Origin of the sequence: Polynucleobacter sp. AP-Elch-400A-B2, assembly GCF_018688355.1 — a bacterium.
GTDB lineage: Bacteria > Pseudomonadota > Gammaproteobacteria > Burkholderiales > Burkholderiaceae > Polynucleobacter.
This window is the reverse complement of the sequence record NZ_CP061317.1, coordinates 16706-42192: the sequence shown is the minus strand read 5'-3', so window position 1 is coordinate 42192 and position 25487 is coordinate 16706. Positions and strand designations below refer to the sequence as shown.

The 25487-nt window shown below is 46.6% G+C and carries 24 protein-coding genes, 7 tRNA genes and 3 rRNA genes; 6 read left to right on the top strand and 28 right to left on the bottom strand.

From position 1 onward, the window contains the following. Nucleotides 1-4: 4 nt before the first annotated feature. The 15 genes from rplJ to FD977_RS00180 form a co-directional block, all read right to left on the bottom strand. On the bottom strand, nt 5-646 hold the full coding sequence (rplJ, locus tag FD977_RS00250; protein ID WP_215305629.1) for a 50S ribosomal protein L10: 642 nt from the start codon (nt 644-646) through the stop codon (nt 5-7). A 237-nt stretch (nt 647-883) separates the two neighbouring features. Next, complete coding sequence (rplA, locus tag FD977_RS00245) at nt 884-1585, bottom strand: 50S ribosomal protein L1 (protein ID WP_215305628.1); 702 nt, start codon at nt 1583-1585, stop codon at nt 884-886. Nucleotides 1586-1587: 2 nt separating this feature from the next. Next, nucleotides 1588-2019 carry a 50S ribosomal protein L11 gene (gene rplK / locus FD977_RS00240; protein WP_011901890.1) on the bottom strand — a complete coding sequence of 144 codons (432 nt, stop codon included), beginning with the start codon at nt 2017-2019 and terminating at the stop codon, nt 1588-1590. A 158-nt stretch (nt 2020-2177) separates the two neighbouring features. Further along, on the bottom strand, nt 2178-2750 hold the full coding sequence (gene nusG, locus FD977_RS00235) for a transcription termination/antitermination protein NusG (protein ID WP_215305627.1): 573 nt from the start codon (nt 2748-2750) through the stop codon (nt 2178-2180). Between the two features lie 7 nt (nt 2751-2757). Further along, a complete protein-coding gene (gene secE, locus FD977_RS00230; RefSeq protein WP_215305626.1) occupies nt 2758-3135 on the bottom strand; it encodes a preprotein translocase subunit SecE in 378 nt (125 codons plus the stop codon). A 20-nt stretch (nt 3136-3155) separates the two neighbouring features. After that, nucleotides 3156-3231, bottom strand: a tRNA-Trp gene (locus FD977_RS00225). 12 nt (nt 3232-3243) lie between these two features. Further along, nucleotides 3244-4434 carry an elongation factor Tu gene (tuf, locus tag FD977_RS00220; RefSeq protein ID WP_215305625.1) on the bottom strand — a complete coding sequence of 397 codons (1191 nt, stop codon included), beginning with the start codon at nt 4432-4434 and terminating at the stop codon, nt 3244-3246. Nucleotides 4435-4502: 68 nt separating this feature from the next. Next, nucleotides 4503-4577, bottom strand: a tRNA-Thr gene (locus FD977_RS00215). Nucleotides 4578-4597: 20 nt separating this feature from the next. Beyond that, nucleotides 4598-4671, bottom strand: a tRNA-Gly gene (locus FD977_RS00210). A gap of 7 nt (nt 4672-4678) precedes the next feature. Then, nucleotides 4679-4763, bottom strand: a tRNA-Tyr gene (locus FD977_RS00205). A 112-nt stretch (nt 4764-4875) separates the two neighbouring features. After that, a 5S ribosomal RNA gene (gene rrf, locus FD977_RS00200) occupies nt 4876-4989 on the bottom strand. Nucleotides 4990-5098: 109 nt separating this feature from the next. Further along, a 23S ribosomal RNA gene (locus FD977_RS00195) occupies nt 5099-7972 on the bottom strand. A gap of 267 nt (nt 7973-8239) precedes the next feature. Further along, a tRNA-Ala gene (locus FD977_RS00190) sits at nt 8240-8315 on the bottom strand. 30 nt (nt 8316-8345) lie between these two features. Then, nucleotides 8346-8422 (bottom strand) — tRNA-Ile (locus tag FD977_RS00185). 57 nt (nt 8423-8479) lie between these two features. Further along, a 16S ribosomal RNA gene (locus tag FD977_RS00180) occupies nt 8480-10012 on the bottom strand. Together the 16S, 23S and 5S rRNA genes with 5 tRNA genes alongside form the textbook arrangement of a ribosomal RNA operon. A 495-nt stretch (nt 10013-10507) precedes the next feature. Between FD977_RS00180 and FD977_RS00175 the strand changes: the two genes are divergently transcribed. Continuing rightward, the gene (locus FD977_RS00175; protein ID WP_215305624.1) at nt 10508-11167 is read left to right on the top strand and encodes a GNAT family N-acetyltransferase; all 660 of its coding nucleotides are present in this window, start codon (nt 10508-10510) and stop codon (nt 11165-11167) included. On the opposite strand, the gene FD977_RS00170 is transcribed toward FD977_RS00175, so the two are convergent. The 3 genes from FD977_RS00170 to FD977_RS00160 are packed head-to-tail and all read right to left on the bottom strand — an operon-like array spanning nt 11164 to nt 12818. Further along, entirely contained in the window at nt 11164-11517 is a 354-nt protein-coding gene (locus tag FD977_RS00170; protein WP_251369499.1) for a c-type cytochrome, read from the bottom strand. The two genes, FD977_RS00175 and FD977_RS00170, sit on opposite strands and share 4 nt — an antisense overlap. 23 nt (nt 11518-11540) lie before the next feature. Further along, nucleotides 11541-12188, bottom strand: coding sequence for a BON domain-containing protein (locus FD977_RS00165; RefSeq protein WP_215305623.1), 648 nt, complete (start codon nt 12186-12188; stop codon nt 11541-11543). A gap of 27 nt (nt 12189-12215) precedes the next feature. Continuing rightward, nucleotides 12216-12818, bottom strand: a complete 603-nt coding sequence (locus FD977_RS00160; RefSeq protein WP_215305622.1) for a phosphoheptose isomerase — start codon at nt 12816-12818, stop codon at nt 12216-12218. Nucleotides 12819-12924: 106 nt separating this feature from the next. Between FD977_RS00160 and rsmI the strand changes: the two genes are divergently transcribed. After that, entirely contained in the window at nt 12925-13830 is a 906-nt protein-coding gene (gene rsmI / locus FD977_RS00155; RefSeq protein ID WP_215305621.1) for a 16S rRNA (cytidine(1402)-2'-O)-methyltransferase, read from the top strand. A gap of 40 nt (nt 13831-13870) precedes the next feature. Here the strand turns inward: rsmI and FD977_RS00150 are convergent, their stop codons facing one another. Beyond that, nucleotides 13871-14107, bottom strand: coding sequence for a hypothetical protein (locus tag FD977_RS00150; RefSeq protein WP_251369207.1), 237 nt, complete (start codon nt 14105-14107; stop codon nt 13871-13873). A 106-nt stretch (nt 14108-14213) separates the two neighbouring features. Here FD977_RS00150 and FD977_RS00145 point away from each other — a divergent pair. From FD977_RS00145 to gcvH, 4 genes are all read left to right on the top strand, one after another. Beyond that, nucleotides 14214-14289, top strand: a tRNA-Arg gene (locus FD977_RS00145). Nucleotides 14290-14371: 82 nt separating this feature from the next. Next, nucleotides 14372-15514 (top strand): fatty acid desaturase, encoded by a 1143-nt coding sequence (locus tag FD977_RS00140; RefSeq protein WP_251369498.1) that lies wholly within the window; start codon nt 14372-14374, stop codon nt 15512-15514. Nucleotides 15515-15555: 41 nt separating this feature from the next. Next, nucleotides 15556-15741 carry a hypothetical protein gene (locus FD977_RS00135; RefSeq protein WP_041396810.1) on the top strand — a complete coding sequence of 62 codons (186 nt, stop codon included), beginning with the start codon at nt 15556-15558 and terminating at the stop codon, nt 15739-15741. A 100-nt stretch (nt 15742-15841) separates the two neighbouring features. Further along, nucleotides 15842-16234 (top strand): glycine cleavage system protein GcvH, encoded by a 393-nt coding sequence (gene gcvH / locus FD977_RS00130; protein WP_215305620.1) that lies wholly within the window; start codon nt 15842-15844, stop codon nt 16232-16234. Here gcvH and priA read toward each other — a convergent pair. From priA to atpE, 9 genes are all read right to left on the bottom strand, one after another. Continuing rightward, complete coding sequence (priA, locus tag FD977_RS00125) at nt 16231-18348, bottom strand: primosomal protein N' (RefSeq protein WP_256442664.1); 2118 nt, start codon at nt 18346-18348, stop codon at nt 16231-16233. The genes gcvH and priA overlap by 4 nt on opposite strands. Nucleotides 18349-18629: 281 nt before the next feature. Beyond that, entirely contained in the window at nt 18630-19742 is a 1113-nt protein-coding gene (gene hemE / locus FD977_RS00120; protein ID WP_215306979.1) for a uroporphyrinogen decarboxylase, read from the bottom strand. A 9-nt stretch (nt 19743-19751) separates the two neighbouring features. Continuing rightward, entirely contained in the window at nt 19752-20168 is a 417-nt protein-coding gene (locus FD977_RS00115) for a F0F1 ATP synthase subunit epsilon (RefSeq protein ID WP_215305619.1), read from the bottom strand. Nucleotides 20169-20189: 21 nt separating this feature from the next. Further along, complete coding sequence (atpD, locus tag FD977_RS00110; RefSeq protein ID WP_215305618.1) at nt 20190-21590, bottom strand: F0F1 ATP synthase subunit beta; 1401 nt, start codon at nt 21588-21590, stop codon at nt 20190-20192. A 55-nt stretch (nt 21591-21645) separates the two neighbouring features. Beyond that, entirely contained in the window at nt 21646-22515 is an 870-nt protein-coding gene (gene atpG, locus FD977_RS00105) for a F0F1 ATP synthase subunit gamma (protein ID WP_215305617.1), read from the bottom strand. 17 nt (nt 22516-22532) lie between these two features. After that, nucleotides 22533-24074: a F0F1 ATP synthase subunit alpha gene (gene atpA / locus FD977_RS00100; protein ID WP_215305616.1), complete on the bottom strand. Its 1542-nt coding sequence runs from the start codon at nt 24072-24074 to the stop codon at nt 22533-22535. A 45-nt stretch (nt 24075-24119) separates the two neighbouring features. Continuing rightward, entirely contained in the window at nt 24120-24656 is a 537-nt protein-coding gene (locus FD977_RS00095) for a F0F1 ATP synthase subunit delta (RefSeq protein ID WP_215305615.1), read from the bottom strand. 1 nt (nt 24657) lies between these two features. Beyond that, nucleotides 24658-25128, bottom strand: coding sequence for a F0F1 ATP synthase subunit B (locus tag FD977_RS00090; RefSeq protein WP_215305614.1), 471 nt, complete (start codon nt 25126-25128; stop codon nt 24658-24660). A 63-nt stretch (nt 25129-25191) separates the two neighbouring features. Continuing rightward, entirely contained in the window at nt 25192-25458 is a 267-nt protein-coding gene (gene atpE / locus FD977_RS00085) for a F0F1 ATP synthase subunit C (protein ID WP_028818346.1), read from the bottom strand. Between the last annotated feature and the right edge of the window lie 29 nt (nt 25459-25487).

Genomic DNA, 25487 nt, shown 5'->3' with positions numbered 1-25487 from the left:
TCGCTTATTCAGCGGCAGGGGTTTGCGGTGTTTCTGTTCCAGCTTCTGGGGCTGCGGCTGCAGGCTCAGCACTTGCTTCTGGAGCTGCGGCTTCAGCAACTATTTCTACTGGAGCTGCTGCTACTTCTGCTACCGGTGCTGCAACAGGAGCGGGTGCTCCTTCTGCCTTTTGTGCTGCTACTGCGCCCAATACGCGAGCCATTGCAGATACTGGTGCCAACATCACACCTAACAACTGAGATAACAACTCGTCGCGGCTTGGAATAGACGCGAGGGATTTAACGCCCGCTACGTCCAACAACTTGCCGTTATATAAGCCAGCAGTAATGACCAGCTTGTCTTGAGTCTTAGCAAAGTTCTGCAATACTTTTGCCGAAGCAATCGGATCAACAGAGATGCCATAGATCAAAGGGCCAACCATCGAATCGGCAAGAGGCTCAAACTGTGTACCTTGTGCAGCACGGCGTGCCAATGTGTTCTTCAAAACGCGAAGATATACACCTTGGTCACGTGCGCTAGCACGTAGCTTTGTCAACTGCTCTACTGGAATACCACGGTATTCAGCAAGCACGACTGTTTGAGCTCCAGCCAATTGAGCGCCGACATCAGCAACAATCGCTTTTTTGTCTTGTACATTCAAAGGCACGGTTTAACTCCTAAAAAACCAACTGTTTCCAGTTGGGGTTACACACCAGCGTCTGATCATTTGTCACAAGAAAATCTTGTGAAATCTTTTCAGGGTCGCCATCTGCGCTGGCAATTACTTTCGTAACAATTAAGAATTTATTTCTGAATAAGCAAATAAATTCACCAACGGTCTTTGATGTTCGACTCTCACCCAAAGAGCGGGAGTCGACCCAAAGTTCTTTTTGCTACAAACTACTTACTGAGCAGCTTGTATCGATGCTTGGTCTACACGTACGCCTGCACCCATGGTGCTGCTTACGGCAACCTTCTTTAAATAAATGCCCTTAGATGCAGGTGGCTTAGCTTTGTTCAAAGCCTCCAGCAATGCGAGCAAGTTGGATTTCAATGCAGCTGGCTCGAATGAACGACGACCAATGCTGGCATGCACGATACCGGCTTTGTCCACACGGAATTGCACTTGACCTGCTTTTGCATTCTTCACTGCAGTAGCAACGTCAGGAGTAACAGTTCCCACTTTTGGATTCGGCATCAAACCACGTGGGCCCAATACCTGACCTAAAGTACCAACGATCTTCATTGTGTCTGGGGATGCGATCAAAATATCGAAATCAATTTTGCCGCCCTTAATCTGCTCAGCAAGCTCTTCCATGCCAACGATTTCAGCACCTGCAGCTTTAGCTTGTTCAGCCTTTTCGCCCTGCGCAAATACCGCTACACGAACATGCTTACCTGTACCAGCTGGGAGCACAACTGCGCCACGCACAACTTGGTCAGATTTTTTTGCGTCAATACCCAACTGAACTGCAACGTCGATAGACTCATCGAACTTAGCAGTTGCACACTCTTTAACGAGGTTTAATGCATCTTCTAATGCATAAAACTTATTGCGATCTACTTTAGATTCGATTGCTTTTAAACGCTTAGATAACTTAGTCATGATTAGAGACCTTCCACTGTGATACCCATTGAACGGGCGCTACCAGCGATTGTTCTTACAGCAGCATCCATATCAGCGGCTGTCAAATCTGGCATTTTTGCTTTAGCAATTTCTTCTGCTTGAGCACGTGTAATTTTTCCTACCTTATCGGTATGGGGACGTGGAGAACCTTTTTCGATCTTCGCAGCCTTCTTAATCATAATGGTCGCTGGAGGCGTCTTCATGATGAAAGTGAAGCTCTTATCAGCAAAGGCTGTAATCACGACTGGAATTGGAAGGCCAGGTTCCATGCTCTGTGTTTGAGCATTAAACGCCTTACAGAATTCCATGATGTTGAGACCACGTTGACCCAATGCTGGGCCTACTGGCGGTGATGGATTTGCTTTACCTGCAGGGATCTGCAACTTGATAAAGCCAATGATCTTCTTTGCCATTGATTGCTCCTAAAAGCGCGCCTAACCTCATTAGGAAAGACCGCTGTTGAGTAAACGCTTCACTAGTTTTTTGGCTTTCTAGATCCGCTCCTCGGTTATTACTAACCACTTAAAACCACTACTTTTTGTTGCAAAACACCCTTTAAATTGGGTATTTTTTACATCTTTTCTACCTGGCCGAACTCCAGCTCAACTGGGGTACCGCGGCCAAAAATTGTAACAGAAACGCGCAATCTTGACTTCTCATAATTGACTTCTTCGATATTGCCATTGAAATCAATAAATGGACCTTCTTTAACGCGCACGATCTCACCCACCTCAAACAGGGTCTTAGGCTTAGGCTTATCCACCCCAGCTTGCATCTGATCCATGATTTTGGCTACTTCCGCTGTAGATATAGGGCTTGGGCGGTTACGAACACCGCCAACGAAACCGGTCACTTTTGGTGTATTTTTCACCAAATGCCAGCTCTCGTCAGTCATTTCCATCTCAATCAGGACGTATCCTGGGAAAAAACGACGTTCAGATACTGATTTTGCGCCTGACTTGATCTCTACAACCTCTTCGGATGGAACCAAGATGCGGCCAAATTTTTCTGGCATTCCAGAGCGAGCAATACGCTCTTCTAAGCCTCTTTTTACGCTTTTTTCCATGCCCGAATAAGCATGAATAACGTACCAGCGCATATTGCCGGTTGCTTGTGGGTTTGAGACTAATTCAGCATCAATCATTTTTCACTCACTTCCAGCCCAAAAAGGCTGAAAAAACTAGCCATTCAATTAATTTGTCTGCAAGCCACAAAAACAAGGACATGATCACGACAAAGCCAAATACGACTAGAGTCATTTGAGTCGTCTCTTTGCGAGTCGGCCAAACAACCTTTTTTACTTCATACCAAGAGTCTTTAGCGTAGGCGATGAAACGACGCCCATCTGCTGACATCGCCACAATCAAAACTGCAGTTGCTATGCCGCCAAACAAAACAGCTAAACGGATCAATAAAGATTGATCTGCCAACGTGTAGTAAAGAACTAACGCTGCAACGACGATTAAAGCAGCGAGTCCGGAGACCCAGCTGCTCTTTTCTTCAGAGTGACTTGCTGTTTGATGAGACATATAACTTTCAGTTTAAATCGTGGCAGGGGCGGAGGGCATCGAACCCCCAACCTTTGGTTTTGGAGACCAACGCTCTGCCAATTGAGCTACACCCCTTCTTTAAATCTATTAAGCCAAAATCTTAGCAACCACACCGGCGCCAACAGTACGGCCACCTTCACGGATCGCAAAACGTAAACCTTCTTCCATCGCGATTGGCGCGATGAGTTTTACGGTAATCGTGACGTTATCACCAGGCATCACCATTTCTTTGTCTTTTGGCAACTCGATTGAACCAGTCACGTCCGTAGTACGGAAGTAGAACTGGGGACGATAGTTGTTAAAGAATGGTGTATGACGGCCACCTTCATCTTTACCCAAGATGTAAACCTCGGCTGTAAAGTGAGTATGTGGGGTGATTGAACCTGGCTTAGCCAACACTTGGCCGCGCTCAACTTCTTCACGTTTTGTGCCGCGTAACAAGATACCGACGTTATCGCCTGCTTGACCTTGGTCGAGCAATTTGCGGAACATTTCAACACCAGTACAAGTGGTCTTGAGGGTTGGCTTGATACCAATAATTTCAATCTCTTCACCAACCTTAACGATACCGCGCTCGATACGGCCTGTAACAACAGTACCGCGACCGGAGATAGAGAACACGTCCTCTACTGGCATCAAGAACGCACCGTCAATGGCACGCTCTGGAGTTGGGATATAAGTATCTAGTGCATCAGCCAATTTCATGATGGCTTCTTTACCCATTGGGCCTTCGTCGCCTTCAAGAGCTAACTTAGCAGAACCTTGAATGATTGGAGTGTCATCGCCTGGGAAGTCGTACTTAGATAAAAGCTCACGCACTTCCATTTCAACTAGCTCTAACAATTCAGCATCATCAACCATGTCGCATTTGTTTAAGAAAACCACGATGTAAGGAACACCAACTTGGCGTGCCAAGAGGATGTGCTCACGCGTTTGTGGCATTGGGCCGTCAGCTGCAGAGCAAACCAAAATAGCGCCGTCCATCTGAGCAGCGCCCGTAATCATGTTCTTTACGTAGTCAGCATGTCCTGGGCAATCCACGTGTGCGTAGTGACGATTTGCAGTCTCATACTCAACGTGTGCTGTATTAATCGTAATACCGCGTGCTTTTTCTTCTGGAGCAGCATCGATCTGATCGTATGCTTTTGCTTCGCCACCAAATTGCTTAGAGAGCACGGTTGCAATTGCAGCTGTCAAGGTAGTTTTACCGTGGTCAACGTGACCGATTGTGCCAACGTTTACGTGCGGTTTTGTCCGCTCAAACTTTTCTTTTGCCATTTTTTTGTCTGCCTTTAGTTAACTCTTAAATCAACGCACGAAATTAAATTTATTTACTACACAAACCATGGTGCCCATGGGCAGGATCGAACTGCCGACCTCTCCCTTACCAAGGGAGTGCTCTACCACTGAGCCACATGGGCAAATACAAATACTAAAAAACTGGAGCGGGATAAGAGAATCGAACTCTTGACCGAAGATTGGAAATCTGCTGTTTTACCATTAAACTAATCCCGCACATCTCTGGTGGAGGGGGTAGGATTCGAACCTACGTAGGCATAGCCAACAGATTTACAGTCTGCCTCCTTTAGCCGCTCGGACACCCCTCCGCGAACCCAATATTTTGACTCCTAATGGAGTTATTGTCAATCTCTCAAACCTCAAAATGCTTTGCACAAGTAAAAACGCCCAGACCTAAGAGGGTCTGGGCGTCGCATTGGTGCCCGGCAGTTACCTACTTTCACACGGGTAATCCGCACTATCATCGGCGTAAAGTCGTTTCACTGTCCTGTTCGGGATGGGAAGGAGTGGTTCCAACTTGCTATGGTCACCGGGCGTAGAGGGTCGAGTTGTTGATAAATCATCAACAACTCTATTTGAGTAAGCATGTAATTAAGGATGCAGATTAAATCTGGCAAACATCCAACACAATAGTGCTGGTTATAGGATCAAGCCTAACGGGCAATTAGTATCAGTTAGCTTAACGCATTACTGCGCTTCCACACCTGACCTATCAACGTTGTGGTCTTCAACGACCCTTTATGTAGGTTAAACCTACGGGAGATCTCATCTTCAGGCAAGTTTCCCGCTTAGATGCTTTCAGCGGTTATCTCTTCCGTACATAGCTACCCTGCGATGCTTCTGGCGAAACAACAGGTACACCAGCGGTACGTCCACTCCGGTCCTCTCGTACTAGGAGCAGCCCCCGTCAAATCTCCAACGCCCATGGCAGATAGGGACCAAACTGTCTCACGACGTTTTAAACCCAGCTCACGTACCTCTTTAAATGGCGAACAGCCATACCCTTGGGACCGGCTACAGCCCCAGGATGAGATGAGCCGACATCGAGGTGCCAAACACCGCCGTCGATATGAACTCTTGGGCGGTATCAGCCTGTTATCCCCAGAGTACCTTTTATCCGTTGAGCGATGGCCCTTCCATACAGAACCACCGGATCACTATGACCTGCTTTCGCACCTGCTCGACTTGTCGGTCTCGCAGTTAAGCACGCTTTTGCCATTGCACTTTAGGTACGATGTCCGACCGTACCAAGCGTACCTTCGTACTCCTCCGTTACACTTTGGGAGGAGACCGCCCCAGTCAAACTGCCTACCATGCACTGTTCCCGACCCAGATAATGGGCCAAGGTTAGAACCTCAAACAAACCAGGGTGGTATTTCAAGGTTGGCTCCAGCGAAACTAGCATTCCGCTTTCAACGCCTCCCACCTATCCTACACAGACCGGTTCAAAGTCCAATGCAAAGCTACAGTAAAGGTTCATGGGGTCTTTCCGTCTAGCCACGGGTAGATTGCATCATCACAAACATTTCAACTTCGCTGAGTCTCAGGAGGAGACAGTGTGGCCATCGTTACGCCATTCGTGCAGGTCGGAACTTACCCGACAAGGAATTTCGCTACCTTAGGACCGTTATAGTTACGGCCGCCGTTTACTGGGACTTCAATCAAGAGCTTGCACCCCATCATTTAATCTTCCAGCACCGGGCAGGCGTCACACCCTATACGTCCACTTTCGTGTTTGCAGAGTGCTGTGTTTTTATTAAACAGTCGCAGCCACCTTTTTATTGCAACCCTTTCGTCCTCCCCTTGTACAGAGTCAAACTACCAGGGCGTACCTTATCCCGAAGTTACGGTACAAATTTGCCGAGTTCCTTCTCCTGAGTTCTCTCAAGCGCCTTAGAATACTCATCTCGCCCACCTGTGTCGGTTTGCGGTACGGTCTTGTTAGACTGAAGCTTAGAGGCTTTTCTTGGAACCACTTCCAATTGCTTCGCGAATAAATTCGCTCGTCTCACGCCCTTGAATTACGCTACCGGATTTACCTAATAGCCATCTCCAACGCAAGAACCGGGACTTCCAACACCCGGACAACTTTCCGCGATCCGTCCCCCCATCGCATCTAACAATGGTCAAGGAATATTAACCTTGTTCCCATCAGCTACGCATCTCTGCCTCGCCTTAGGGGCCGACTCACCCTGTTCCGATGAACGTTGAACAGGAAACCTTGGGCTTACGGCGAGGGGGCTTTTCACCCCCTTTATCGCTACTCATGTCAGCATTCGCACTTCTGATACCTCCAGCATCCTTTACAAGACACCTTCACAGGCTTACAGAACGCTCTCCTACCATCACATTGCTGTGATCCGCAGCTTCGGTTATATGCTTAGCCCCGTTACATCTTCCGCGCAGGACGACTCGATCAGTGAGCTATTACGCTTTCTTTAAAGGATGGCTGCTTCTAAGCCAACCTCCTGACTGTTTTAGCCTTCCCACTTCGTTTCCCACTTAGCATATATTAGGGACCTTAGCTGGCGGTCTGGGTTGTTTCCCTCTTGACACCGGACGTTAGCACCCGATGTCTGTCTCCCGTGATTGCACTTGTAGGTATTCGGAGTTTGCTATGGCGCAGTAATCCGCAATGGACCCCACTACCATGACAGTGCTCTACCCCCTACAGTGATACACGAGGCACTACCTAAATAGTTTTCGGAGAGAACCAGCTATTTCCAGTTTTGTTTAGCCTTTCACCCCTATCCACAGCTCATCCCCTAACTTTTCAACGTTAGTGGGTTCGGTCCTCCAGTACGTGTTACCGCACCTTCAACCTGGCCATGGATAGATCAACTGGTTTCGGGTCTACACCCAGCAACTAGCGCCCTATTCGGACTCGCTTTCGCTACGCCTTCCCTATTCGGTTAAGCTTGCTACTGAATGTAAGTCGCTGACCCATTATACAAAAGGTACGCAGTCACCCCTTACGAGGCTCCTACTGTTTGTATGCACACAATTTCAGGATCTATTTCACTCCCCTCCCGGGGTTCTTTTCGCCTTTCCCTCACGGTACTTGTTCACTATCGGTCGATTACGAGTATTTAGCCTTGGAGGATGGTCCCCCCATATTCAGACAGGATTTCACGTGTCCCGCCCTACTTGTCTCTAGCCTAGTACCACCCAATAATTTTCACATACGGGACTATCACCCTTTATTGTCGGACTTTCCATTCCGTTCTGTTAATTACTGAGATATCACTAGAAGGCTGTTCCCATTTCGCTCGCCACTACTCTGGGAATCTCGGTTGATGTCTTTTCCTCTTGCTACTTAGATGTTTCAGTTCACAAGGTTCGCTTCTCATACCCTATGTATTCAGGTATGGATACCACAAAAGTGGTGGGTTTCCCCATTCAGAAATCCCCGGATCAAAGCTTATTTACCAGCTCCCCGGGGCTTATCGCAGGTTATAACGTCTTTCGTCGCCTGTAATCGCCAAGGCATCCATCATGTGCACTTATTCACTTGATCCTATAACGAGCACCATTGCTAGTACCTGTTACAGGTTTACTTCTACTTCTGACATGTTTGCCGTAATCCAAACTGTAAGTACTTGTTAAAGAACTTGGTAAAACTCGTTTGTATTACTGATTGATGATTCAATCTTTACCCTTATTACATTGTCAAATGTCCTCTCAAAGAAACATTTGACACTTTGCTTACTCAAATTTTTAAAGAACAGCCATAAATGGCAAAACTAAACGATTAAGTCTTCGCTTAGTTTTGACATTTAGATGATGGTGGAGGATGACGGGATCGAACCGACGACCCCCTGCTTGCAAAGCAGGTGCTCTCCCAGCTGAGCTAATCCCCCAACGTCCCACTAAGTCTTGTTTCTGGCTGGTGGTGGGTCTGGTAGGACTTGAACCTACGACCCCTGCGTTATCAACACAGTGCTCTAACCAGCTGAGCTACAGACCCGTGGCTTTTATTGTCAACCGATAAGTGTGGGCACTAGGATTCAGCATCTTTCTCTAGAAAGGAGGTGATCCAGCCGCACCTTCCGATACGGCTACCTTGTTACGACTTTACCCCAGTCATGAACCCTGCCGTGGCAGTCGCCCTCCTTGCGGTTAGGCTAACGGCTTCTGGCAAAACCCACTCCCATGGTATGACGGGCGGTGTGTACAAGACCCGGGAACGTATTCACCGCGACATTCTGATCCGCGATTACTAGCGATTCCAGCTTCACGTAGTCGAGTTGCAGACTACGATCCGGACTACGATGCATTTTCTGAGATTAGCTCCCCCTCGCGGGTTGGCAACCCTCTGTATGCACCATTGTATGACGTGTGAAGCCCTACCCATAAGGGCCATGAGGACTTGACGTCATCCCCACCTTCCTCCGGTTTGTCACCGGCAGTCTCTTTAGAGTGCTCTTGCGTAGCAACTAAAGACAAGGGTTGCGCTCGTTGCGGGACTTAACCCAACATCTCACGACACGAGCTGACGACAGCCATGCAGCACCTGTGTTCACTTTCCCTTACGGGCACCTAATGTATCTCTACTTCGTTAGTGACATGTCAAGGGTAGGTAAGGTTTTTCGCGTTGCATCGAATTAATCCACATCATCCACCGCTTGTGCGGGTCCCCGTCAATTCCTTTGAGTTTTAATCTTGCGACCGTACTCCCCAGGCGGCTGACTTCACGCGTTAGCTACGTTACTCAGAATGTAAATTCCGAACAACTAGTCAGCATCGTTTAGGGCGTGGACTACCAGGGTATCTAATCCTGTTTGCTCCCCACGCTTTCGTGCATGAGCGTCAGTGTTATCCCAGGGGGCTGCCTTCGCCATTGGTATTCCTCCACATATCTACGCATTTCACTGCTACACGTGGAATTCTACCCCCCTCTGACACACTCTAGCTATACAGTCACAGGCGCCATTCCCAGGTTAAGCCCGGGGATTTCACGCCTGTCTTGTATAACCGCCTGCGCACGCTTTACGCCCAGTAATTCCGATTAACGCTTGCACCCTACGTATTACCGCGGCTGCTGGCACGTAGTTAGCCGGTGCTTATTCTTCAGGTACCGTCATTCCCGGACTGTGTTAGAGCCGGTGTTTCTTCCCTGACAAAAGAGCTTTACAACCCGAAGGCCTTCTTCACTCACGCGGCATTGCTGGATCAGGGTTTCCCCCATTGTCCAAAATTCCCCACTGCTGCCTCCCGTAGGAGTCTGGGCCGTGTCTCAGTCCCAGTGTGGCTGATCGTCCTCTCAGACCAGCTACTGATCGTCGCCTTGGTGGGCCTTTACCCCACCAACAAGCTAATCAGGCATCGGCCGCTCTAATCGCGCGAGGTCTTTCGATCCCCCGCTTTCCCCCTCAGGGCGTATGCGGTATTAGCACAGCTTTCGCTGCGTTATCCCCCACGATAAGGTACGTTCCGATGTATTACTCACCCGTTCGCCACTCGCCACCAGGTACAAGTACCCGTGCTGCCGTTCGACTTGCATGTGTAAGGCATGCCGCCAGCGTTCAATCTGAGCCAGGATCAAACTCTTCAGTTTAATTCCTGTGATCCTTGCGGATCGTCGCACTCATTCAAAAGAAATTGACTTGGTAATAAAACCAAATCTTTTTACTGTCTATGAGTACTATTTATTTACATCTGTCCCGAAGGACTTGATGCTTTCACTTAGTACCCACAATTATCGGTTGACTAATTTTTAAAGAGGGCTGCGCGTTTCGTAATTCATAAAACGTTGCAGCTGAGAGATGAGACTTTATACCCCTTTTGGGGGTCCGTCAACACCTTTCGTAGTCTTTTTCTATAAAAAAGCGATGTTTTTTCCTACTTTTAAAATAAACCTATGTAGAACAAGGGGATGGAGGGCGAAAATATTTTTCAATTTTTTTGAAAATATAAGGGTTTTTAAAAATAAGGTAGAAAAATTTGCGGCAATTATTCGGTTTTTAACTCCCTGTATCGCCCTTTTTATGTCTCTATTCTTATACCTAGGGAAAACCCTGTAATTTGCTCTAGTTTCTGCTAATATGTTGCTATGCACAATAAACTAGCAAACAGTCACTTACCCAGCAAGCCATATGCTGCTGGCTCAGTCGTGCCTATTCGCGAATTACATGCTGGCCATAGAGAGCGCATTCTTCAGCATCTTTTGCTGCTAAATGAGGAGGATCGTCGTCTTCGCTTCGGCACTCAAACTCCTGATGAGGTTATTCATCGCTATGTAGAGAAGCTTGATTTCAAAATAGATGCAATATTTGGCAGCTTTGACTCCGAGCTAAATTTGATTGGCATGGCGCATTTGGCGTATCTACCCAAAATAAAAGACCAGCCACTAGCTGCAGAATTTGGCGTATCGGTGCTGCCTAATGGCCGGGGGCAGGGCATTGGTACAGCATTATTGGCCCGCGCCTCAATGCACTCACGCAATACTCGGATCGAAATTTTATTCGTACATTGCCTAGCAAATAACAGGGCGATGATGCGTCTGGCGCAAAAGGCGGGCATGCTTGTTGAGTACGCCCATGGTGATGCCGATGCTTACTTAAAATTACCGCCTGCAAATTCAGGTACGATTGTCGAAGAGGCTGCAAACGAACAGTGGGCTGACTTTGACTACGCCCTAAAAGAAAACTTTAAGCGTTCAAATGATGCGTGGTCCTGGTTTCTTGGAAAGCCAGTCGTTCGCCCAACTTAATTTGGGCTAGGCGCTCCGCGCAAAATCCAACCAGCCAATAAAGATACATCGGCATCACTCAACTTTGCATTTGCTGGCATTGGCACAACGCCCCAAGATCCCAAGCCACCTTTAATAATTTTGTTTTTTAAAAATGCAGTTGCGCTAGGGTCATTTGCGTATTTTTTTGCAACCGCTTGAAAGCTAGGGCCCACAATTTTTTTATCAACCGCATGACATCCCAGGCAAGCATTTTGCTTTGCAAGTAAAGCCGCCTTTGTATCGTCACTAGATGCCTTCGCACTTAGCGAGCATAGCAAGAAGACGGTAGTGAGTAAAACAGATTTCAGATCTTGCATAGATAAATTCATTACTCACTTTACATCAAACAACCTTACTGCTTTGGCATTGAGTTTGGCTCCGATTCGTCTGCCTTACCTTGTTTTTCAAGACGCGTTTTTTCTGCATCAGAAATAATATCGAAGTAGACGTACACATCTTTTACACCATCAACATTGCTCGTAACTTTTTTAGCAATCGCGGCTTCATTTTGCGTCAGAATGCCCATCAAATAAACGCTGCTCCCTTCAGCAACAATTGCCATTGAATTCGATGGCAACTTGTCTGTGAAGATCATTTGGGTTTTGATTTTAGATTCGAGGTAAGAATCATTCGCACGAGCTGTAAAGGTGCTATTAGGGCCGATGACCAATTCATTAAAGACAGAGCGGGCATTTTTCATTGCCTTTGCAAAGGTGGCGGCTTGGCCCTTAATATCGGCATCCTTAACCTCACCAGTTAACAATACCTTTTGATTGAATGATGTCACGTTAATGTGGGCATTATCACCATAGCGCTTGGCTAAAGCATTGCCAGCCTCTAACTCAATGCCCTTATCAATTGCCTGCACGGCTGGAGAACGGCGATCAGCCAATACGCTTGCGCCTGCCACAACACCGCCAACAGCTAATAAGCCACAACCAGATAGGAAGGAGGAAATCAACATCACAGCAAATAATTTGATGATGAGGGTATTTCGCATATGCGTACCTTTTAATTAATGAATTTATTAATCGAGCAATAAATGATCTACACCATCGCATAAGGCATGAAGTAAAACTAAATGCGTTTCTTGAATACGAGCAGTACGAGTGGAGGGCGCACACAGATGAATGTCATTAGTGTCTAATAAGCTAGCAATCTTTCCACCACCATTACCAGTCAAGGCAATAATCTGAATCCCCATCTTTTTTGCAGCCTCAATTGCTCTCACTACGTTTTTTGAATTTCCTGAAGTGGAGATCCCAATTAAGATGTCACCTTTTTTTCCAAGGCCGCGTACTTGCTTAGCAAAGATTTCGTCATAGCTGTAGTCATTTCCTACAGCAGTCAAAATAGATGTGTCTGTAGTCAGCGCAATCGCAGCCAACTCTTGTCGCTCTCTCTCAAAGCGACCAATCAGCTCAGCGGCGAAATGCTGCGCATCAGCGGCTGATCCGCCATTACCGCAAGCCATTACTTTTCCGCCAGCGCGTAGGCAGTTTGTCATGGCAACTATGCCGCGAGCAAGCGGCTCAGGAAGTATTTTTTCAGCAGCCTGCTTTACAGCAATGCTGTCTAAAAAATGTTGGGATGCGCGAGCGCGCAAACGTTCGAGAGTATCTTTATCCATCACATTATTATGCGCCATAGTTCGGGCAGCCCGCCTACGCTACCCATGACTTCAAAATCAACGTATTCTCTTACTAATTAATACTATTTAACAAAAGATTGCCTACATGGAATTAAGCTCCTTTGACTTTTTAAAACAACAGGATCTGCCAGCTGGCTCTCTATACATGGTTGCCACGCCAATTGGCAATTTGGGTGACATTACCTTGCGTGCACTGCATGTGCTTAATTCAGTAGACGGTATTGCCTGTGAAGATACGAGGCATAGCGCGCCCCTGCTGCAACATTTTGGCATTCATAAGAAATGTGTCGCTTTGCATGAACACAATGAAATTACTGGTGCGCAAACCATTATTGAGCGCCTCGCTCAAAATGAACGCTGGGCTTACATTTCAGATGCCGGTACACCCGGAGTATCAGATCCCGGCGCAAGATTGGTGAACGCGGTACAAAAGGCTGGCTTTCGCATTATTCCCATTCCTGGTGCAAGCGCGATTTCTGCCGCTATTTCTGCTAGTGGCTCTGTCATGCTGCCATCAGAAGGGCGCTTTCAGTTTCTGGGCTTCTGGCCAAATAAAGCAAAAGAGCGGGGCGCCCTTATTCAAGATATTCGTAACAATTCAAAAACGAGCATCTTTTTTGAATCACCACATCAAATACGCGAGACCCTGATAACGCTAAGCAAAGAACTAGAGGCCGAGCGACAGGTAATAGTAGGCAGAGAGCTGACCAAAAAATTTGAGCAGCTGGTCACACTCACTGCTGCGGATATTCCGGAGTGGCTTGATAAAGCTGAGAGCCTCAGGGGTGAATTTATTATTTTAGTAGCTGGCCGCCAAGCCTACGCGGACGAGGCTCCTGAAAACTCGGCGCTCTTGCTATGGGCTAATGCCCTAAGTCCTTACTTAGGCAGCAAAGAAATTGCTGCCGTGCTCGCTCAAACGCTTGGGCTGAGCAAAAAAGAGGCGTACCAAGTTACTCTAGACGCAAAACGTCAAAACGAAGAAGAATAAAAAGCTGGCATCTAGCCAGCTTTATCCAGAGCATTAAACCTTATTTAGTGGCTGGGGCAGCCTCTTTGGACTCCGCTGGAGCGCTAGCATCCTGGTAATTCAGTTGCGCAACAGGTTTAATCAACTGCTCAGCAGAGGCAGCCGCATCAGTACGTTTACCGTTATTTACATATACCAATAGCAACAAAATGATGATCAATGGCACAAAAAAGGTGGCGAACACCGTGATGATCAGCTGTTTGGGGGTTTTAATGATGCTGCCGTGCGCTTCGCTCATAGGACTTTTATAGTTTGACGGGTTTTTAGGATGGTTCTACATAGATTATAACGAGAGCCTAGGGATATAGGCACTTACAATGGCGTAGTTAGCGAATTTCATACTGGCGCCCGTAGCTCAGTGGATAGAGTATTGGCCTCCGAAGCCAAGGGTCGCAGGTTCGATTCCTGCCGGGCGCACCAAAACAGAGGGGGTTTTTGACCCACGTCATGCATAAATTAGTGAACAAGGCTATCATTTCACCCTAACTTATTGATTCTTATCATGTCAAACTATCTAAATTCTGCCCTATCCGAACCCTCTATGGCTAATCCTTTGGCCCCAGATCTTCCGTTGCCGCACCGAAAAATTATTCGTAGCTGGTTGATCCCTATGGCTCAAGGTGAAACAGCAAAAGCAATTGCTTTGCTAGCATTAGATGCTGTTTTATGGCTTGCCTGTATCGCTGGAACTATTTTTATTGAGAGCGTACTGATCAAAATCGCATTGGGCTTAGTTGCAGGTTTTGTTACTGGTCGCATCTTCATCTTAGGTCACGATGCTTGCCATCAAAGCTACACACCGCACCGCGAACTTAACAAAGTATTAGGTCGCATTGCATTCTTGCCGTCTCTAACCCCATATAGCTTATGGGATGTAGGCCACAACGTTGTTCACCATGGCCAGACTAACCTCAAGGGCTTTGACTTTGTTTGGGCTCCATTATCAAAAGCGGAATTTGATGCACTTCCTGCTTGGCGCAAAGCCTTAGAGCGCCTCTACCGTAGTGGCTGGGGCCCTGTTCTCTACTACCTCATTGAGATCTGGTGGAGACGTGAGTACTTCCCGAATGCAAAAAACAAACCTGGCGATCGTCCAATTTTCTTGAAAGACAATTTATTGGTGACTGGCTTTGCCATTATCTGGATTGCTTGTCTTGTTTTTGGCGCTCTCGCCACTGGTCAATCTGTCTGGCTTGGCCTCATCACTGGTTTTGCTCTTCCCTTCCTTTTCTGGAATGGAATGATTGGTTTTGTGGTCTATGTTCACCATACCCACACTTCAGTCTCTTGGTATGACAAGAAATCTGAGTGGTTACGCGCCCAGCCTTTTGTATCCACCACAGTGCATTTGACCTTTAATTGGATTTGGGGCTCTTTAATGCACCACATCATGGAGCACACGGCCCATCACGTAGATATGAGCGTGCCCCTATATCGCCTTCAAGAGGCCCAAAATACCCTGGAAACCATCCTTCCAGAGCGTATTTTTATCCAAAAGTTCTCTTGGGCATGGTATTTCGAGACGGCTCGTAAGTGCAAGCTCTATGACTTTGAAAATAAGGCCTGGCTCGATTTTGATGGTAATAAAACGGCCGATTCGGTACGAGTTGTCCTGAGCCCAGCCCCGGCCGGACAAAACGGGTAAAATAGAGTTTCTGTACAAGATTTGGATTACCCGGATTGCCCATGACTACCTCGACTCCAGCTGCTACCCAAGAAACTTCACAGAGCCTTAAGTTCTGCTCCTCATGCAGTCGCGAAAAGCGTCTGGAAGGTGGTACCTGGATTCCGACAAGCAATCGCAAGCAGCGCTGGATTTGTGCAAGCTGTTTATACAACCGTACACACCGTACTGGCTCAGCAAAAACCTAAATCTTCATTTAGCTTTACTAATTTGCGATTAAACAATCCTCAATAGGGATTGCTTTGGCGCGCTCTTCAGCAAACGTCGACATAGTCCACAGAACACTCAATGAAAACTCAAGACACATTTAAATTCGCAGAAACACATGAGTGGGCTAGCATCGAAGATGATGGGCTAGTTTGGGTAGGCATTAGCAATCATGCGCAAGAAGCTTTGGGTGATGTCATGTTTTTCCAGGCGCCAAAAATTGGCCAACAAGTAAAGCGGGGCGAAGCCATTGCTGCAATAGAGTCCGTTAAGGCAGCAAGCGATATTCATGCTCCTATCAGCGGTGAAATTGTTGCCCTCAATGAAGAGGTGAATGTCAGCCCTGAGGTGGTGAATACTCAGCCGTATGCAGTTTGGTTATTTAAAATTAAACCAACATCTACTGAGACGCTGAGTACTGACCTAAACAACTTAATGTCGCTCGCACAATACGAGTCTAGCGCCGGTGCTTAGATAGCAATCGGATCGCGCTCTATCAACCATCGAATACGTGATGTTTTACTGATTCTTCCTGTGGAATCTTGGCGCAATTCTTGATCAATTATTTCAAGCGTTTCTTGTAGTAACTTGCGATTACCTGACTCAATTAATAATTGGGCGCGCTCTGCACCCGCCACCCGCATGACTGGCTTAGGTACTGGGTCGTACACTTTAAGCTCTCTCGTAATCAGACCCTGAGTTTTTATACGCGCCTTGAGTTCATTCAAAAACTGAATCGCCCGATCTAGGCTTTTACCTTCTGCATGAATAAGCGCTTGATACGAGTAGGGCGGTAATTTCGCCTCTTCGCGCTCTTTGGCAGTAAATGCTAAAAATCCATCGACATCATGTCTTAACAAATACTGAAATACAGGCGCCTTTGGGTATTGTGTCTCGATATAAATATCTCCCCCAGTTTCACCTTTGGTGCCCGACCTTCCTGCGCGTCCGGCCACCTGAACTAACTGCGTAAATAATCTTTCGGCCGCCCTAAAGTCTGCTGAATAGAGTCGGCTATCTGCGTCCAGCACGGCGACTAATCCAATGTTTTGATAATCATGTCCTTTGGCAATCATTTGAGTGCCAACGATAATGTCAACATTGCCATCATGTATTTCGGTAAAGAGCGCTTCTGCTCCTTTACTCTTTCTGCTTGAATCTGTATCGACCCGCAATACCCTCGCTTGTGGCCACATTTCCTCAATGGCATCTTCTAATTTTTGAGTCCCATGACCAAGCGTTTTAAGATCTGCATTTCCACAATCAGGGCAAAACTGTGGGATGGGTTTTACCAACCCACAATGATGGCAATTCAATACCGATCTTTTACTTAAAGCGCCGGCCTTATGCATTACTGTATAGGTAGAGCATTGCGTACATTTTGATAGCCAATTACATGCTGAACAACTGAGTACCGGAGCATAACCGCGCCTATTAATCAAAATCAAACTTTGCTTTTTTTCTACAAGTGACTTGCTAATCGCATTTGCAAGTGTTTTTGTAATCAGACTTTTTTGTTTGGGCACACCTGCATCGCCTGGGCTAAATTGATTTTGTGGATCACGTGTATTAATTAAGTGCACACTAGGTAGAGCTGCGCCTTGAGCGCGCTGATCAAGTCGAATATTTTCATAGCGCCCCGATTGAGCGGCTAACCAGGTTTCTAGTGAGGGCGTGGCAGAAGACAAGAGGATGGGAATTTTTTGATCATGCGCTCGCCAGATTGCTAAATCTCTTGCTGAATATCGAGTCCCATCTTGTTGCTTATAAGATGGATCGTGCTCTTCATCCACCACGATGGCTCGTAAGTTAGGTATAGGCGTTAAAGCTGCTAGCCTGGTTCCTAAAATAATTTGCGCTTTGCCAGTCATTGCCTCATACCAAGCAACGCCTCGTTTCTTTTCGCTAACACCGCTATGTAATACCGCCATTTTTTTATCAGGGAAATAGGCTTTCACGCGTCTTTCTAGTTGCGGAGTTAAGTTAATTTCTGGCACCAGTAAAAGTACTTGGGCACCCTCTTCTTTAAGAGTGTTTGTAAGCCAATTTAGAAAGACGGCTGTTTTGCCGCTCCCCGTTTGGCCTTGCAATAAAATCGCCCTGAATTGATTTTCTTTTTGACCATCTGCCAGTAGTTGACATAGGGCGACCTTTTGATCGGAATTCAATTGCTCTACGGTTATCAAACCTTCTGCCACTGCTACAAGCTTTTTTTTACCTTTTTTGTCTGCAGATTCCAGTTTTTCCGGTATTTTTTCCCATTCATCTGCTTTTTTCCACATCTGCGGTATGACCGGCAATACGGTTTCCCCTAAAGCGTGGATGTAATAGTGACTGGTAAAGCTCATTAATCGCAATAAAGCGGGGTCCAATACAGGAAGTGGCGCAAGGCGATCTACGTATTTGAGCTTTCCAATCTCATAATCGGAGTGATTACTAACCCTTACTATCAGCCCAATTTCTTTAGACCTAGCAAAGGGCACCTCAACCACATTACCAATTTCAGGTAATTTACCCAACTTTTCAATATCCCATAGGTAGTCAAAGCCCTGCACTAAAGGCTTATCTACTACTACCTGGACTACGATAGGCTGAGGATCATCTACTAAAATTTGTTATTACGCCCTGTGGATAAGTCTGTGGATATCATTTGTTGCTTTGCGTTTCTATAGACATTTTATAGGAACGCCATCTTGGACAGAAAATCAATATTGTATTAATTTCCAATATAAATCAATGACTTATATATGTTTAATAAAGTAAAGATTGATAATTCTCATGAATCTCACTGTATTTTTAATTTTGCACATTTCTGTGCATAACTTTTACCAAAATACTAGCCTAAGTTAGCAATTACTTATAGTTATTGCTATGTGCGCAAGGCTTTTGAGTGCTTGATTACGGCTTCGGAAAGCGCCGCCACATTTTCGGGTGGGGTAAATTGGTTAATGCCGTGCCCCAGATTAAAAATATGTCCATCGAGGGGATGTAGGCCAGGCTTTAACGCAGGAGCGCTCGCCAAGTCATTCAAGAGGCCTTCTGCAGCAGCAGCAACTTGCTTTGGCTCTGAGAACAAAATTAGCGGATCTAGGTTGCCTTGCAAAGCCAGCGGTTTGTTGATGTCTAAAAGCTGCTGACGAGCGCGACTTAAGCGCATTGTCCAGTCGATTGCAATGACATCTGCCCCAATTTGCGCCATGTCATTTAACCAAATACCACCACCTTTTGTGAACATAATGATTGGGATCTTGCGCCCCTCATGTTCACGAGGTAACAGTGCAATCACTTTTTGCATAGCGGCCAAAGACATGCGCTGATACCAACCGTCGGGAAGTAAGCCGCCCCAAGTATCAAAAATCATAAGCGCTTGTGCACCCGCCTTAACCTGCTCAATTAAATAAGCAGCCACCGACTGCACATTAATCTCCAGAATATGCTCAAGCAAATCTGGGCGACTAAACATCATGGTCTTGGCGTGACGAAAATCGTCTGAGCCAGAACCATCAATCATGTAGCAGGCCAATGTCCATGGGCTACCAGAAAAGCCAATTAGTGGCACGCGCTGCTTTCCATCTTGAACCAAAGCTTTGCGAATTTCTGATACAGCATCAAAAACATATTTGAGCTGATCCATATCCGCAACGCGTAATTTTTTTACCGCCTCTTCTGTACGAAGGGGGCTATCAAAGCTGGGGCCTTCACCTGCTGTAAATTTCAGACCTAAGCCCATTGCATCTGGAATGGTCAAAATATCTGAAAACAAAATCGCTGCATCTAATGGGTAGCGATCTAGTGGCTGGAGGGTTACTTCAGTTGCATAGGCTGGATTTTTAGCTAAGCCAAGAAAGCTTCCAGCTCTTGCACGGGTAGCGTTGTACTCTGGTAGGTAACGACCAGCTTGGCGCATGAGCCAAAGCGGGGTTTGATCAACCGCTTCGCCCAAGCAAGCTTTTAAAAATCGATCATTTACCAACAAGGAAATGTCCGACTCTTACTTTTTACGACGAAAACGTGCAATAGCAGCCAGCTGGGCTGCTGCCATCGCAAACTCTGATTGAGCTAAGGCCAAATCAAAGTCCGTGCCACGATTTTGTATTGCTTCTTCAGCACGCTTCTTAGCTTCGTTCGCTTTAGCTTCATCTAAATCATGGCCGCGAATAGCAGTGTCTGCCAATACAGTAACATGGTCAGGCTGAACTTCTAAATAGCCACCCGCAACGAATACAAACTCTTCGTCACCATCAGCTTTTTCGATACGAACTGAACCTGGACGAATGCGTGTAATCAAAGGAGTGTGGCCGCGTAAGATACCGAGCTCACCATTTTCTCCAGGAAGCGCTACAAACTTGGCTTCCCCACTGAAAATAGATTTCTCAGCACTTACTACATCGACGCGTATAGTGGACATAATTTCCCTAGATGAGTTCGATTAAAGCTTCTTAGCTTTCTCGATGGCTTCATCAATTGAACCCACCATGTAGAACGCTTGCTCTGGCAAGTGATCCAATTCTCCGCTACAAATCATCTTGAAACCACGGATAGTTTCTTTCAATGGAACGTATTTTCCTGGTGAACCAGTAAATACTTCAGCAACGTGGAAAGGCTGGGACAAGAAACGTTGGATCTTACGTGCACGTGACACAGCTAATTTGTCTTCTGGTGACAACTCGTCCATACCCAAAATAGCAATAATGTCGCGCAACTCTTTGTAACGCTGCAAAGTCATCTGAACTTCACGAGCGACATCATAGTGCTCTTGACCAACTACTTGTGGGTCAAGCTGACGGCTGGTTGAATCCAGTGGATCAACCGCTGGGTAAATACCCAAAGCAGCAATATCACGTGACAACACCACTGTGGAGTCCAAGTGTAAGAAGGTTGTGGCTGGTGATGGATCGGTCAAGTCATCAGCAGGAACGTAAACGGCCTGAATAGATGTAACAGAACCGGTCTTTGTTGAAGTAATACGCTCCTGCAACTTACCCATCTCTTCAGCCAATGTTGGCTGGTAACCCACAGCAGAAGGCATACGACCGAGCAACGCTGATACTTCAGTACCGGCGAGTGTGTAACGATAAATATTATCAACGAAGAACAAAATGTCACGGCCTTCGTCACGGAAAGCTTCGGCCATTGTCAAACCAGTCAACGCAACGCGCAAACGGTTGCCAGGAGGCTCGTTCATCTGACCAAACACCATCGCCACTTTATCTACAACGTTAGATTCCTTCATCTCGTGGTAGAAGTCATTACCTTCACGAGTACGCTCACCAACACCGGCGAACACAGATAAACCTGAGTGTTGCTTAGCGATATTGTTAATCAATTCCATCATGTTCACGGTCTTACCAACACCTGCACCGCCGAACAAGCCAACCTTACCGCCTTTAGCAAACGGGCAAACTAAGTCAATAACTTTAATACCGGTTTCCAACAAGTCAACGGATGGCGAGAGTTCATCAAACTTTGGTGCTGGCTGGTGAATGGCACGACGCTCTTGGGTAGCAATAGGGCCTGCATCATCAATTGGGCGACCTAAAACATCCATAATGCGGCCCAGTGTGGCTGGACCAACAGGAACAGAAATTGGAGCGCCAGTCGATTTAACTTGCATACCGCGACGCAATCCATCGCTAGCGCCCATAGCAATTGCGCGAACTACGCCATCACCAATTTGTTGCTGAACTTCAAAGGTCAAGCCTTTTTCAGCAAATGATTTTTCTCCGCTCTCAACTAATGTCAAGGCCTCATAAATGTTTGGCATGTTGTCACGTGGGAACTGAATGTCCACCACTGGACCGATACACTGCACGATATTTCCGTTACTCATCGCATTTCTCCGCTTTTAATTCCTGAATTCTTTCGTATTCCTAAACGCTGACCGCTTAAACCGCAGCCGCTCCGCCAACAATCTCTGACAACTCTTTAGTAATAGCAGCCTGTCGTGTTTTGTTGTAAACCAATTGCAATTCACCAATCACATTCTTCGCATTATCTGAAGCGGCTTTCATTGAGACCATTCGTGCAGATTGTTCCGAAGCCATATTTTCAGCAACAGCTTGATAAATCATTGCCTCTACATAACGCTTGAGCAAGCCATTCAAGACGGACTCCGCATCAGGTTCGTAGATGTAATCCCAAGAATTTCCTGCCTTCCCTTCTGAAGTCAATGTAGCTGGCTCCAGTGGCAAGAGTTTTTCTAAAACAGGCTCTTGTTTCATAGCATTTACAAAGCGGTTATATGCCAAATAAACAGCATCAATTTCACCGCGCTCAAACGCTTCTAACTGGGCAGTGATTGCGCCAATCAACACATCCATGTGTGGTGTATCGCCAATTTGAGTTGTTTGAGAAATCAGTTTTGCTTTGGAACGATTCAAAAACTGGAGGCCTTTTGAGCCGATGGCAGTGTATTCAATATCTATATTGCTGCCTTGCATATCGCGCACTTGGTTTGCAATCAAACGCAATACGTTGGTGTTTAGTCCACCGCATAAACCTTTGTCGGTTGTAACCAAAATCGTGCCAATTTTCTTTACATCACGAGTTGCCATGTAAGCAGGGCGGAACTCAGGGTTTGCTTTTGAAAGATTGGCAACAATCTCACGAATTTTTTCAGCATAAGGACGCGCATTACGCATACGCTCTTGGGCGCGACGCATCTTAGATGCGGCGACCATTTCCATTGCCTTCGTGATCTTGCGCGTGTTTTGCACGCTCTTGATCTTAGATCGTATCTCTTTTGTGCTTGCCATGATTTATGCGAGTCCTCTTAGAAAGAGGCTGAACGCTTGTAATCCTCAATCGCGGAACGCAAAGCAGCTTCATCATCTTTGCTCAAGTCTTTGGTCTCTTCAATACGGCCAACTAAATCAGCGTATTTTGATTTCAAATGATCTTGTAAGCCTTTTTCAAATGCTAATACATGCTTTACTTCAAGATCATCAAAGTAGCCGTTGTTCATGGCATAAAGTGAGGCAGCCATTTCCCAAACTTGCAAAGGCTTGTACTGCGCCTGCTTACACAACTCAGTAACACGCTTACCGCGCTCGAGTTGCTTACGTGTTGCATCATCAAGATCGGATGCAAACTGCGCAAACGCTGCTAATTCACGATACTGAGCTAGGTCGGTACGAATACCGCCAGACAATTTCTTGATCACCTTAGTTTGAGCTGCGCCACCAACGCGTGACACAGAAATACCGGCGTTAATCGCAGGGCGTACGCCGGCGTTAAACAAGTCGGTTTCCAAGAAAATCTGGCCGTCAGTAATCGAAATCACGTTGGTTGGAACGAATGCAGAAACGTCACCAGCTTGAGTCTCAATAATTGGCAGTGCAGTCAAAGAGCCTGTCTTACCTTTTACTGAACCATTTGTAAATTTCTCAACATATTCAGCATTTACACGAGCAGCGCGCTCAAGTAAACGTGAGTGGAGATAGAACACATCGCCGGGGTAAGCTTCGCGGCCTGGTGGGCGACGCAAGAGCAAAGAAATCTGACGGTATGCAACCGCTTGTTTTGTTAAATCGTCATACACGATCAATGCATCTTCACCACGATCGCGGAAGTATTCACCCATTGTGCATCCAGCATATGCTGAGAGGTACTGCATTGCTGCAGACTCAGAAGCGCTTGCCGCTACAACAACGGTGTATTCCATTGCGCCTAGCTCGGTGAGCTTGCGAACAACGTTGGCAATAGTAGAAGCTTTTTGACCGATCGCCACGTAAACGCAATAAACGCCTTTACCTTTTTGGTTAATAATCGCGTCAACCGCAACTGCTGTCTTACCTGTTTGACGGTCACCAATGATCAACTCGCGCTGGCCACGGCCGATTGGAACCATTGCATCAATCGCCTTCAAACCAGTTTGAACTGGCTGGCTAACAGATTGACGTGCAATCACGCCTGGAGCCACTTTTTCGATAAAGTCAGTTAACTTAGTATTGATTGGGCCTTTGCCATCAATCGGCTGACCCAGTGCGTTTACAACGCGGCCGAGCAACTCTGGGCCAACTGGAACTTCCAAAATACGACCAGTACATTTAACTGGGTCGCCTTCTTTAATGTGGGTGTATTCACCCAACACCACAGCACCAACTGAATCACGCTCAAGGTTCAATGCGAGGCCGATTGTGTTATTGGGGAACTCCAACATCTCGCCCTGCATAACACCAGATAAGCCGTGTACGCGGCAAATACCGTCGGTCACTGAAATTACAGTGCCTTCGTTGCGAAGTTGGGAATCAACACCCATTTCGCTAATTCGGCTTTTGATCAGTTCACTGATCTCGGAAGGGTTGAGTTGCATTACTTACTCCTGGGTCTTATTTCGTATGTTCTTAATAGGGATAACTTATGCGCCAAGACTTGCTTGCATTTGCGCTAGCTGTGCCTTCACTGAACTATCCATTACCTCATCTCCAACTTGAATGCGAACTCCGCCAATCAATTCTGGATCTACTTGGATAGTTGGGCGCAATTCTTTGCCCCCAAAGCGCTTCTTCAAACTTGACAACAAATCATTTAACGCAGAACCCTCTAATGGGAATGCGCTAGTAATCATTACTTCTGCTGCACCTTCGCTCTGATTCTTCATTGCCTCAAACTGAAGAGCAATTTCAGGCATGGCAGATAGGCGATGGCTTTGATTTACAAGGCTTAAAAAACTGGCGACTTTACTATCCAACTTAGTCTTCACCATGCCGGAGAGCAATTTACTGACGTCATCTGCCGATACTTTTGGATTATTTGATAAAGCAGCAACTTCTGGCAATGCAGCAAGCTGCGCCAGTTCATTCAACTGCTCTAAACAAGTAGCAAACTCGGCAGGCTTAGCACTTTGAAAAAGTGCTTCAGCATAAGGGCGTGCAATCGTGGCTAATTCAGCCATATCAAAGTTCTGCCTTTAGTTGATCCAGCAATGTGCCGTGGACTTTTGCATCCACTTCACGACGCAAAATTTGCTCTGCGCCTTTAACAGCCAATACGGCGACTTCCGCACGCAATACTTCGCGGGCACGAGTGACTTGTTGATCTGCGTCTTGCTTTGCTTGAGAAATAATGCGAGCTGCTTCTGCTTGTGCATTTGCGCGAATTTCTTCAGCGGACATTTGTGCACGTTTTTCTGCTTCTGCAACACGCTGCACACCTTCTTGGCGTGCTTTAGTTAATTCTTGCTCTGCTTCATTGCTTGCTAATGCGAGTGCTTCTTTACCGCGCTCGGCGGCAGCTAAGCCGTCAGCAATTTTGCTTGAACGCTCATCTAACGCCTTAACTAGCGGTGGCCACACAAAGCGTGCAACAACCCACCATAAGACGAAGAAAACGATCATTTGCGCGAATAGGGTCGCGTTCAGATTCACGATATTCCTTTCAGTATTGTTGAGAACGGTTGGATGACCCGGTGGTCATCCACGCCAAAACAATTACTTAATAACTGCGAGCAGTGGGTTTGCGAAAGCAAACAACATTGCAACACCAACGCCGATCAAGAATGCAGCGTCGATCAAACCAGCCAAAAGGAACATCTTGGTTTGTAATTCATTGATCAATTCTGGCTGACGGGCAGCGCCCTCAATGAACTTACCGCCCATTAGGCCAATGCCCAAACAGGCTCCCAATGCGCCGAGGCCGATGATGAGGCCGATACCGATAGCGGTTAGTCCTTGGATGTTGGCTAAGAATGCTTGCATGTTTACTCCTAAGTATTGAAAGTGAGGTT

Bases quoted from the DNA above. Each gene is read 5' to 3' on its own strand.
- atpA (WP_215305616.1), bottom strand. From the start codon at position 24,074: ATGCAACTCAACCCTTCCGAGATCAGTGAACTGATCAAAAGCCGAATT.
- FD977_RS00135 (WP_041396810.1), top strand. From the start codon at position 15,556: ATGACTACCTCGACTCCAGCTGCTACCCAAGAAACTTCACAGAGCCTT.
- FD977_RS00175 (WP_215305624.1), top strand. From the start codon at position 10,508: ATGCACAATAAACTAGCAAACAGTCACTTACCCAGCAAGCCATATGCT.
- atpG (WP_215305617.1), bottom strand. From the start codon at position 22,515: ATGGCAAGCACAAAAGAGATACGATCTAAGATCAAGAGCGTGCAAAAC.
- secE (WP_215305626.1), bottom strand. From the start codon at position 3,135: ATGTCTCATCAAACAGCAAGTCACTCTGAAGAAAAGAGCAGCTGGGTC.
- atpE (WP_028818346.1), bottom strand. From the start codon at position 25,458: ATGCAAGCATTCTTAGCCAACATCCAAGGACTAACCGCTATCGGTATC.
- rsmI (WP_215305621.1), top strand. From the start codon at position 12,925: ATGGAATTAAGCTCCTTTGACTTTTTAAAACAACAGGATCTGCCAGCT.
- nusG (WP_215305627.1), bottom strand. From the start codon at position 2,750: ATGATTGATGCTGAATTAGTCTCAAACCCACAAGCAACCGGCAATATG.
- FD977_RS00150 (WP_251369207.1), bottom strand. From the start codon at position 14,107: ATGAGCGAAGCGCACGGCAGCATCATTAAAACCCCCAAACAGCTGATC.
- rplK (WP_011901890.1), bottom strand. From the start codon at position 2,019: ATGGCAAAGAAGATCATTGGCTTTATCAAGTTGCAGATCCCTGCAGGT.
- rplA (WP_215305628.1), bottom strand. From the start codon at position 1,585: ATGACTAAGTTATCTAAGCGTTTAAAAGCAATCGAATCTAAAGTAGAT.
- FD977_RS00140 (WP_251369498.1), top strand. From the start codon at position 14,372: ATGTCAAACTATCTAAATTCTGCCCTATCCGAACCCTCTATGGCTAAT.
- FD977_RS00160 (WP_215305622.1), bottom strand. From the start codon at position 12,818: ATGGATAAAGATACTCTCGAACGTTTGCGCGCTCGCGCATCCCAACAT.
- atpD (WP_215305618.1), bottom strand. From the start codon at position 21,590: ATGAGTAACGGAAATATCGTGCAGTGTATCGGTCCAGTGGTGGACATT.
- tuf (WP_215305625.1), bottom strand. From the start codon at position 4,434: ATGGCAAAAGAAAAGTTTGAGCGGACAAAACCGCACGTAAACGTTGGC.
- gcvH (WP_215305620.1), top strand. From the start codon at position 15,842: ATGAAAACTCAAGACACATTTAAATTCGCAGAAACACATGAGTGGGCT.
- FD977_RS00170 (WP_251369499.1), bottom strand. From the start codon at position 11,517: ATGAATTTATCTATGCAAGATCTGAAATCTGTTTTACTCACTACCGTC.
- FD977_RS00165 (WP_215305623.1), bottom strand. From the start codon at position 12,188: ATGCGAAATACCCTCATCATCAAATTATTTGCTGTGATGTTGATTTCC.
- FD977_RS00095 (WP_215305615.1), bottom strand. From the start codon at position 24,656: ATGGCTGAATTAGCCACGATTGCACGCCCTTATGCTGAAGCACTTTTT.
- FD977_RS00115 (WP_215305619.1), bottom strand. From the start codon at position 20,168: ATGTCCACTATACGCGTCGATGTAGTAAGTGCTGAGAAATCTATTTTC.